Consider the following 10,326-nt stretch of genomic DNA (forward strand, 5'->3'; position numbering starts at 1 on the left):
CTCGATCCAACTGACCATCAACGGCCTGCTGCAGAACAAAGGCACCGGTGCCAAACCGTCCAGCGGCGCGATCTGCCTGCAAAGCGAGGGCAGCCCGATCCAGTTCCGCAATATCTACCTCAAACCGCTGGAGAAGAAATGATCCAACACCCCTGCAACTGCCTTCAACTCACACCATGAAACCCACCCTCACCCTCCCTACCGACATCAGCCGCCGCACCTTTATCCATCGCTCGGCGGGAGCGCTCGCTGCCTCCACCGGTTTGTTGGCACACGCCCAGGCGGAACCCGAGCACACCTATGGCGTCCAGACACCGGACCTGCGCAGCCGTGCCGGGGTTAATGCCGTTCTTGGCAAGGCACCGAAGCCCGCCGCGGAGGCGAGCCTTCGACCGCTGACCATTCTCTTCGCTGGAGGTGCCAAGGATCACCCGCCGAGGTCCCATTCTCACGATGTGCTGCCGAAACGCTGGAAAGTGCTGCTTGGCGGCGCAGGCCCAGGTGATGAGGCGGTGACGAATATGTATCGCCCCCAGGTGGAAGCGGACCGCGCCTTGATCACCGCAGGCTCACCGCACGTCAAAGCACTAAGCACCTTGGAATGGCCCACGGAGGAGCAGTTCGCCACGGCGGATGTCATTATGCTTTATCAAAGCCCGCAGTGCTGGAAAGACGCGAGTCACCTGCCGCAGATCGAGACGTTCCTGAACCGTGGCGGTGGTCTCGTGCTGTCGCACTATGTGCTCTGGAATACTACGTCAGCGCTCGCGAATCTGCTCGGCCTAGCCAAGGGGAACGACAGCCACTACAAGCACAAGGTCATCACCCTGAAGCTGCCGGAGCCGCGTCATCCGATCATGCATGGGCTGCCGGACAGCTTCACCCTCGCCGACGAGTGCTTCTGGAACCTGCAAGGCGACCGCAGCAAGATCACCGCGCTCGCCACCTCCGATGAAACCGTGGGCGACAAGGTCAGCTCCGAACCCATCATCTGGGCCCACGAGCACGGAAAAGGCCGCGTCGTTGCCTCCACGCTGGGCCACTTCGACTGGACCTTCGACGACCCCTTCTTCCGGACCATTCTGCTGCGCGGCATCGCCTGGGCCGCCGGCGAGTCACCCTATCGCTTCGATCCCCTCATCCTGCGCGGCATCCCGCTGAAAGACTGATCTCATGAAACGACGCACCTTCCTCACCACCACCGCACTCGCCGCGCTTGCCTCGCAGGTCGAACATCTGCGCGCCGCCACAGCGGGCACGAAGATCAAAATAGGAGCCTGTGACTGGACCATGAAACTCGCCGCGCAACCTGCTTCGCTTGATCTCGCCAAGCGCATCGGGCTGGATGGCGTGCAAGTCGATTTCGGGCGCGAGCCGGATGCCAAGGGATGGCTGCCGCTGTTCGATGAGAAACTGCAGGACAGCTACCTCGCCAAATCCGCCGAACTTGGGATCGCGGTGCCTTCCTTGGCCTTGGCCACGCTCAACGGTGTGCCGCTCAAAAGCGAGCCCGAGGCCGAAAAGTGGGTGCTGGCGAGCCCCAAGGTCGCTCAACGCCTGAAAGCGCGCTGCGTTCTTCTGGCCTTCTTTGGCAAAGGAAGCCTCGCTGGCGATGAGGCAGGCATCGAGAAGGTCACCGGCATCCTCAAAAAACTCGCACCGCTCGCCGAGAACGCAGGCGTCATCTACGGCATCGAGTCCACGCTGAAGGTGCCCGTATTGGAAAAGATGCTCGAAGCCGTGCGCTCGCCGAACATCCAGGTCTGGTATGACGTGGCCAACATGGACAAAGAGGGCGAGGACTACGGCGTGGCCATCCGCAGGCTTGGCAAAGAGCGCATCTGTGAGTTTCACGCCAAGGACTTCAAGGGACTCTACGGCCAGGGAAACATCGACTTTGGAAAAATGCGGGACGCCATGCGCGACATCGGCTGGCACGACGCGTGGGTTCACATTGAGGGCACGCAACTCCCGAACGGCATCGAGCAGGACATCCGCTTCGATGCAGACTACCTCCGCAGAACATTCGCAAGCTGAGCCGCCGGACTCGTCACCCGCCCCTAAGAAGTGAGACACATCATCCAACTCCTCGATCCAGGAGAGGATTTCGGCATTCCTCTGGGCCTTGAACGAGGGGCGCTCGAAGGCGGTGCGGCCGCGGGTCCGGGATGACGGCACCTGAGTCCACCCCGGTGGTCCGAAACGACGAGAAAGACTTTCTCAATTCCTGACGTTTCTATATACACACAACTACGCAAATATAGAAAATGCCTCGCCAACCCGCTTCACGCCGCAAAACGGCCACTCCTGTTCAAGACTCCGGTTTCAGCACGCCGAGCCTGGACCGCGCGCTCGCCGTGCTGCGCTGCCTTGGCGGAGCGTCGGGCGGGTTGACGCTATCGGAGATCGCGGAGCGGCTGGGATTGTCGGTGAACTTTGTGTATCGCGTCACGCAGTCGCTGGTTGCGCACGGGTATGTGGTGCGGGATGCGGAGAAGCGCTTCAGCATCGGGGCGCAGATGCTATCGCTGTGCCAGCCGGTGGTGGATGATGTGCCGCTGGCGGAGGCCGCCCTGCCAGCGATGCGCTGGCTCAGCGAGCAGACGGGGGAGGCTGCGCATCTCGGCATCATCAGCGACCATGAGGGCATCGTGCTGGAGCGCGTGATCGGTAAGGCGCTGATCAAATTTTACGTGGAGCGTGGCACGCGTTTTCCGCTGCACACGAGTGGTCCAGGGAAGGTGATGCTGGCCTTCATGCCGGAGGCGGAGCGGGATGAAATCATTGCGGGCATGAAGTTTGAGCGCTTTCAGCCGTGGACGATTTCGAATCGCAAAGACTTCCTCAAGTGCCTAGATGAAGTGAGGCAGCAAGGCTGGGCCGTGGATGCGGGCGAGCACTTGGAGGGACATCACTGCCTCGGTGGTCCAATTCTCGACGCGGATGGAAACGCCATCGCCAGTCTGTGGATCTCGGGACCCAGCCAGCGGCTTTCGGAGGAGCGGCTCGCGAAACTCGCTCCGGTCGTGAAAAAAGCAGGCGCGATGGCCTCGACCGCGCTCAACCCCTCCCACGTAAAAGTATGAAGTCACTGATTCGTTCGATTTCTGGGCCGTTTCTGGCGCTTCCCTTCCTTGCCACGGCTGCGGAACCCGATGGCGCGGCGTTCTTTGAATCACGCATCCGGCCTGTGCTGGTGATGCACTGCTACGAATGCCACAGCGCTGAGAAGACCAAGGGCGGCCTGCGGCTGGACTTCCGGGGAGGTTTTGAGAAAGGTGGGAAGAGCGGTGCGCTCGTGAATGCAGGTGCACCTGACAAGAGTCTGCTGCTGCAAGCCATCCGCCACGATTCAAAGGACCTGAAAATGCCGAAGGGGGCCAAAAAGCTCCCCGACGGAGTAATAGCAGATATCACGCGCTGGGTGAGCATGGGCATGCCGGAGTTGTCCGAGAATCCGCCGAGCGCCAAAGATGCTGCTAAGGAAGAATGGCAGGCCAAACTGGCCAAGCGTCGTGTTCACTGGGCCTGGCAGCCGGTCCACAAGCCAAGCGTGCCGAAGCTGGCGCAGCACCCGGTGGACAGTTTTCTCATGGCGAAGATGCAGGAGAAAGGACTCAAACCCGCAGCTCCGGCATCGTCCGCCGCCTTGTTGCGCCGGCTGAAATTTGCGCTGGTAGGCCTGCCGCCGACGGAGGAGGAGATGGAGGCGTTTAATGGGGATGCCTCATCGTCTTCCCATCAGATTGTCTCCCCATCTAAGACCGAAGCTCTCATCGACCGGCTCCTCCAGAGCCCGCAGTTCGGTGAGCACTGGGCCGCATACTGGCTGGATTTGATGCGCTTTGGCGAGACCGGCGGCTATGTGCGCGATTACCCGATCCCGCAGGCTTGGCGTTACCGCGACTATGTGATCCGCGCCTTCAATGCGGATGTGCCGTATGACCGTTTCGTGCAGGAGCATGTGGCGGGCGACCTGCTGCCGCCGCGTCTCAATGCCGCGATGAAGATCAACGAGTCACCGCTTGGCACCGGCTTCATGCGGCTGATGGAGGTTTCCTCGACTGCATCGGACGTGGCGCTCGAGGAGGCGCAGATTGTGGAAAACCAGATTGATACGTTGTCGAAGGCTTTTCAGGGCCTCACCGTTTCCTGCGCACGCTGCCACGATCACAAATTCGATGCGATCTCCACGGTTGATTACTACGCGCTCTTTGGGACACTCGCCAGTTCGCGGGAGAGCCAGGTGATCATCGATGCCCCGGAGGTGAAGGATAACGGAGTGGCTGCGATGCAATCCGCCAAGCAGCTGATGAAAGGTCGCCTGCTCACGCTATGGAAAGATGATGTGCAAACTCAGAGCGCAGCGTTGCAAACATGGTTGCAAGCCGGGTCTGGAGGTAAGCTGGATGACTCGTCATTCTGGGGCCGTGTGATGCTCAGGAAAAAGGTGGAAAGCGCCGACCCTGGGCATCTTTTCTGGCGCATCCGGCAGACGCCTAAGGGCGAGCGCTGGGAAAAGGTGGCCGCCACTTGGCTCGACGAGCAGCGGCGTGAGTCCGCAGCCCGCGAGGAGCGGAACCGGAACAAGTTCAAGACCATGGCGGATTTTCGTGAGAGCGATGCTGGCTGGTTCCTCTCTGGTGTGAAGCCGAGCACGATCTGGAGCGGCGGCAGCGACTTCACGCTGATGCCGGAGGGCAAGGAGTTGGTCGATCGCTTGGTGCCTCCTGGCCTCAGCTCGGATCGGCTGACCCGCAAGCATGGCAGCATCGCTCGTTCTGCCGACTTTTCGCTTGGCACGCAGTTCGTCAGTCTTCGGGTGGCGGGTGGTTCGTCGGCGCATATGCGACTGATTCAAAACAACTTCCAGCAGATGGAGAACATCTCTCATGCCCATAAAGTGCGGCACTTTGATTCACGTTTTCCCACCTGGGTGACAGTGCCTGTGGGGCATCAGGCGAGCTGGCAGGGACGCCGCTCGTATTTGGAAATCCTAACCAAGGAAGATGCGGCCCATTTCCGCCGTTCCGATGAAGGCAATAAGCCCTATCAACTCGTGGTCAATGACGCGACTGGTCGTTCATGGTTCGGCGTTGATCAGATCGTGGAGCACGATACCCCTGGAGCGCCAGAGAATGATCTGCACCTGTCGCTGCGCCTCGCGACTGCAAGTCCAGAGTGGAACGCGAAAGGTCTCGCCGCTCACTGGCTTCAGGAATGCGCCGCCACGCTGGAACGCTGGGGCCGCAATGCTGCAAACGCGGACGATGCCGACCTTTTGAACTGGCTGCTGGAGCACGGTGCCTTGCGCAATCAATTGGAACAACTGCCCGGCGACTTGCAAAAGCTCGCGGAGCAGTATCGAGGCATCGAGTCCGCGGTACCGCGTTTCCAGCGTGCCTCGGCCATCGTGGCGGAGGGCAGTGGGTTTGATTCGCCCGTGCATCGTCGAGGCTCGCCGGATTCGCCGGGTGAGATAGCACCCCGCCGTTTCCTTGAGGTCATCCACGGTGCGGAAGGCTACACCAGCGGACCACAGGCACGGCTGGAACTGGCGCACGACCTCACCTCACCGCAAAATCCGCTCACCGCTCGTGTCATGGCGAATCGTGTGTGGCGCTGGGTCTTCGGCCATGGACTCGTCGCTACCGTGGACAATTTTGGCGTCATGGGTGAGAAGCCCAGCCATCCCGAGTTGCTCGATTACCTCGCCTCCTATCTCGTCGATCACGATTGGTCGGTGAAAGCCTTGATCCGTCATCTCGTCACGAGCCGGGCCTTTCAAGCGCAAAGCATCATCTCTGCCAAGGCACAGCAAGTGGACCCTGCGAATCGACTTCTCTCGCACATGCCGGTGCAGCGCCTGCGGGCCGAGGCGGTGCGCGATTCCATCCTCGCGGTCTCTGGCACGCTGGATCAAACGATGTTTGGCTACACCGGTCCGGCGAACCAAAGCGAGAGCGCTGCCGTGGCCAATCCGAAGCTGCGGCGTGGTGTTTACCAATACATCAGACGCGAGGCGCTCGATCACATGATGCTCATGTTCGATGCGCCGGAGCCATCCCGCACTCAGGGGGATCGCGAGACCAGCAGCGTGCCCGGGCAGTCATTGCTCATGCTGAACAGCGCTCTGGTCCACGAGCAAGCCACCGCCTGGGCCGCGAAAGATATGAAGCTCCGCAAGGGATACTCGACCGAGCAGCGCATCGAGCATCTCTTTGCCAAGGCGCTCGGTCGTCAACCCTCCGCGCACGAGGTGCAGTCGCTCGTCGAGTTCCTTGATGACCAGGCCGAGACCTACGCCCTCCCACCCGCCGCGCGTGGATCGGACCAGCGGCTCTGGGCGGACCTTTGCCACGTCCTCATCAACGCCAAAGAGTTTCTCTACATCCCCTGATCCCTCATGAAACCTTCACCACTCAGCCGCCGCTCCTTTCTGCAAACCAGCGCCTCGGGCTTTGGCTGGCTCGCGCTGCAGTCGCTCTTGGCAGACCGCTCCTTCGCATCGCCGCTTCATGCGGTCGGTCCGCACATCACTCCCAAGGCAAAGCGCGTCGTGTGGTTCTTCCTTGACGGTGGTCTCTCGCATCTCGATAGCTTTGATCACAAACCGCGCCTCACCCAGGATCACGGCAAGCCGCTCCAGATCGCGGGCAAAAAAGAGGACATCACCGGACGCACCACCAATGCCATCCTCGGCAGCCCCTTCGCCTTTCAGCGCTACGGCCAGTGCGGAAAGATGGTGAGCGATCTCTTTCCACACATCGGCTCCTGCGTGGACGATCTCACCTTTCTTCATGCCGTGCACGGACCGTCCCCCGATCACGAGAGCGCCATCGGCATGTTGCATGGAGGCTCGCTCTTGCAGGGCTTCCCCAGCGTCGGCTCGTGGGCGCACTACGGCCTTGGTTCGGAGAATCAGAACCTTCCCGGCTTCGTCGTCATGGGCTCACGGAAGCGTATGTATCGCACCAATGGATTCCTGCCGCCCATCCATCAGGGCTCGCCTTTTTTCCAAGACCCAGCCCGTCCTCTGGCCGACCTCGTGATGGCGGAGAAGATCAAATCGCTCCAGCAAAACAAGATGCGAGCGGTGGGGCAGCTCGACCGCGATTTTCTGAAATCCTCCGCACAGAATCAGATCATCGAGGCCGCCATCGCCAACCACGAAAAAGCCTACGTCATGCAGGATGCCGTGCCCGAGGCCACCGATCTCGCCAAGGAGACCGCCGCCACCCTCGCGCTCTACGGCGTGGGCACCGAGCACAAGGAAACCGATGAGTTTGGCAGGCAATGCCTCGTCGCCCGGAGGTTGCTGGAGCGCGGCGTCCGCTTCATCGAGATCGTCAGCAACGGCTGGGACCAGCACGGCGAGTTGAAGGATAAACACGCCACGAACGCCCGCGCCATCGACCGGCCCATCGCTGGTCTCTTGAAGGATTTGAAAGGCCGCGGCCTGCTGGAGGACACGCTCGTCGTCTTTGCCACCGAGTTTGGCCGCACGCCAAACACCGAAGGCGGAGGCAACAAACCAGGCCGCGACCATCATCCCTGGGGCTTCACCATCTGGATGGCCGGCGCTGGTCTGCGTCCCGGCACCAGCCACGGCATGCTCGACGACTTCGGCTACTTCCCCGTCGAAGGAGCCGTCGATATCCACGACATCCACGCCACCGTCCTGCACCTGCTCGGCATCGACCACGAACGGCTGACCTTCCGCTACTCCGGCCGTGATTTCCGCCTGACCGACGTTCACGGAAAAGTAATCCGAAACATCCTGGCCTAAGCAACAGCGCAGGTCGCTGGAGCGCTTGCGTCTTATCACTGTCCGCTGCCGTGCGCTCGCTCAGATCTACTAACGCCGCAGCTTCACCGCTCGCGCCCCAAAAGCCGTTTTCTAATCAACCTCCAAAAAAACAAACCAATCATGCGTATTTTCCATCTGCTTTCTGCCATCGCACTGCTCGGCGGCGTCGCCACCTCTCCGCTTTCCGCCTCGGAACCCATCAAACACCGCTTTCTGTGCTGCGATTATGCCTCGGGGAAAGTCTCAATCGTCAACACGGAGGGCGTCGAGGAATGGCGGATCGAGGCAAAGAATCCGCAGGATTGCTGGATGCTGCCCAATGGAAACATCCTGTTCGCCCATCGCACCGGAGCCAAAGAAGTAACCCTGGGCAAAGAGGTCGTGTGGGAATACACAGCCCCCGAGGGAGTCGAGGTGCATTCCGCACAGCCGCTGCCCGATGGAAACGTATTGGTGGTGGAATGCGGGACCAAGCGGCTTGTTGAAGTGGATAGAAGCGGCAAAATCGCGCGGGAAGTGCCGCTGGTATCAGGACCCAAGGTGGGAACCCACGGTCAGTTTCGCGGAGCGCGAAAGCTCGCCAATGGCAACTACGTCGTGACCTACATGACGGACCGCAAAGTGGCGGAAGTCGATCCGAGCGGGAAAGTCGTGCGGGAACAGACGGTGCCTGGTTACCCCCATGAGATAGTTCCGATCAGAGGAGGAAACTGGCTGGTGACGTGCGGCGACGGCCATCAGGTGGTCGAAATGAACGCCAAGGGCGACATCGTCTGGAATTTGCACGAGAACGATCTGCCGGACAATCCGCTGCGGTTGATGGCAGGACTCCAGCGTCTCCCGAACGGAAACCTCCTGCTCTGCAATTATCTCGGCCACGGTCACATTGGGAAAAATCCTCATTTATACGAGGTGACCACCGACAAACAGTTGGTGTGGTCGTATGCGGACCATGGACTTTTCAAAACCATCAACCAGGTCCATGTCCTCGACGCGGCGGTTCTTGCAAAACCATGGGAAGTGGAGCGCTGAGACCTTAAAATATCGCCCCAGCAGCCTACATCCACGCAATTCGCTCGTAATACAATAAATCGCAATGAACCGCTTCATACTATGCCTCAGCGCGGCATCGCCTGGGCCCCCGGCGAGTCCCCCTTTCGCTTCGATCCTCTCATCCTGCGGCGGCATCCGGCTGAAGGACTAATGCAATAAAACAAGCATTCCTCCTCACCGCCGTGCCACGCCCCGCCAAGTATTCCCCCACCGAAAAAGCGGCCATCCTCACCATCGCCCGCGAGATGCTGGCCGCTGGCGTTAAGCGCAAGGACGTGGCCGCTCACCTTGAGATCAAGCTCGCGTCCCTCTCCGGGTGGCTGCGCGAGCAGACCCTTGACCACCTTCTGCCCCCCCGTGGAACCCATGGCGACGCCGGCTCTTGATTTCGACTCCACACAGTCCGAGCGTCTCGCCCAGCAATTCGTTTTCCCTACTGATACCAAGGCCGGTCTGGTCGAATCAGCTGTGAGCGAGAATCGGCGTGTGCTCCGCTTCTACGGTGAGATTTCTGCCGGACTCGATCTCGATCATCACTCCCGCAGTCGCGAAGACATCATCAGTCTTCGTTTCCGCTTCAAGCACCTGACAGCAACTCGCTACGTCATCGGCACAATGGGTGATAGCCGTGTTCCCGTTCGGCTGGTCAATGAAAACGGGACAATTTATGTGTGCGGGCAGAGCACACGGGAGACGTGCGTCTCGCTCGTCCCGGGGTGGAATACGATCTCCATCGAGACCGGCGGCGAGACAACCACCGCCTCACTGAACGGAGCCGAGCCAAAACAAGCCAAGCATGAGCCGAAGGAAACCTGGATCTATCTCGGGCAGGGTTACCGTGAGGGGACTTACTCGGTTGATAGCGCCTTTGAAATCGATGTGTCGTCCGTTGCGACGAAAGTGCGGGTAGGCAGATGAACTACCGGCTAGACGGTGAAACACACCCACACACTCCTCTCTTCCAGGTGACTGCAAATCTTGTTCCCTTCCGCAGGAGCAGGACCTGCCAACTCAATTTTGGCCGCGCAGGCGATATTCTCGGGGTGTCTCGCCGACGAGTTTTCGGAACTCGCGGGTCATGTGACTTTGATCACTGTAGCCGCAGTTCAGTGAAATCTCGGATAGCGATCGCGCTGAACTCACGATGGCGCGGCACACGGCGTTGATGCGGACACGGCGGAGATAGGTCATGGAGGAGCAGCCAAGCGTGTGGTGAAACTGGCGCTCAAAGGAACGGCGGCTCATGCCCGCAGTGGATGCGAGAGTTTCGACGCTGATCTTTTCGCTGTAGTGCGCGCGGATGTGTTCGAGCGCGCGGTTGAGTTGCGGATCGCTGAGCACCGGGGTGTCCACGCGGCCAGCGCGGGCGTTGATGCCGGCGACGCCGATGATGCGCCCGGCTTCATCCCATAGCGGGAACTTGTGGGTGACATACCATTCGAGGGTGAAGTCCTCCTTGAGCA

At 60.4% G+C, this 10,326-nt stretch carries 10 protein-coding genes; 9 read left to right on the top strand and 1 reads right to left on the bottom strand.

The annotated features are described in order from the left end of the window. Positions 1-16 precede the first annotated feature (16 nt). From ACIREA_RS17855 to ACIREA_RS17895, 9 genes are all read left to right on the top strand, one after another. A complete protein-coding gene (locus tag ACIREA_RS17855) occupies positions 17-142 on the top strand; it encodes a hypothetical protein (RefSeq protein ID WP_397383687.1) in 126 nt (41 codons plus the stop codon). A gap of 34 nt (positions 143-176) precedes the next feature. Next, a complete protein-coding gene (locus ACIREA_RS17860; protein WP_397383677.1) occupies positions 177-1,169 on the top strand; it encodes a ThuA domain-containing protein in 993 nt (330 codons plus the stop codon). A 4-nt stretch (positions 1,170-1,173) separates the two neighbouring features. Beyond that, entirely contained in the window at positions 1,174-2,037 is an 864-nt protein-coding gene (locus ACIREA_RS17865) for a sugar phosphate isomerase/epimerase family protein (protein WP_397383678.1), read from the top strand. A gap of 230 nt (positions 2,038-2,267) precedes the next feature. Beyond that, positions 2,268-3,086: an IclR family transcriptional regulator gene (locus ACIREA_RS17870; RefSeq protein ID WP_397383679.1), complete on the top strand. Its 819-nt coding sequence runs from the start codon at positions 2,268-2,270 to the stop codon at positions 3,084-3,086. Further along, positions 3,083-6,400: a PSD1 and planctomycete cytochrome C domain-containing protein gene (locus ACIREA_RS17875; protein WP_397383680.1), complete on the top strand. Its 3,318-nt coding sequence runs from the start codon at positions 3,083-3,085 to the stop codon at positions 6,398-6,400. The genes ACIREA_RS17870 and ACIREA_RS17875 overlap by 4 nt, the downstream gene beginning before the upstream one ends. A gap of 6 nt (positions 6,401-6,406) precedes the next feature. Further along, positions 6,407-7,789 carry a DUF1501 domain-containing protein gene (locus ACIREA_RS17880; protein WP_397383681.1) on the top strand — a complete coding sequence of 461 codons (1,383 nt, stop codon included), beginning with the start codon at positions 6,407-6,409 and terminating at the stop codon, positions 7,787-7,789. Between the two features lie 141 nt (positions 7,790-7,930). After that, positions 7,931-8,842: a YncE family protein gene (locus ACIREA_RS17885; protein WP_397383682.1), complete on the top strand. Its 912-nt coding sequence runs from the start codon at positions 7,931-7,933 to the stop codon at positions 8,840-8,842. Between the two features lie 203 nt (positions 8,843-9,045). After that, entirely contained in the window at positions 9,046-9,249 is a 204-nt protein-coding gene (locus ACIREA_RS17890; RefSeq protein ID WP_397383684.1) for a hypothetical protein, read from the top strand. After that, positions 9,230-9,781 (top strand): hypothetical protein, encoded by a 552-nt coding sequence (locus tag ACIREA_RS17895; protein ID WP_397383685.1) that lies wholly within the window; start codon positions 9,230-9,232, stop codon positions 9,779-9,781. Before ACIREA_RS17890 ends, ACIREA_RS17895 begins: the two co-directional genes overlap by 20 nt. A 93-nt stretch (positions 9,782-9,874) precedes the next feature. On the opposite strand, the gene ACIREA_RS17900 is transcribed toward ACIREA_RS17895, so the two are convergent. Further along, positions 9,875-10,326, bottom strand: a 452-nt coding sequence (locus tag ACIREA_RS17900) for a helix-turn-helix domain-containing protein (protein WP_397383686.1), incomplete at its 5' end; no start/stop codon positions are given.

This window comes from Prosthecobacter sp. (genome assembly GCF_044373815.1).
Taxonomy (GTDB): domain Bacteria; phylum Verrucomicrobiota; class Verrucomicrobiia; order Verrucomicrobiales; family Verrucomicrobiaceae; genus Prosthecobacter.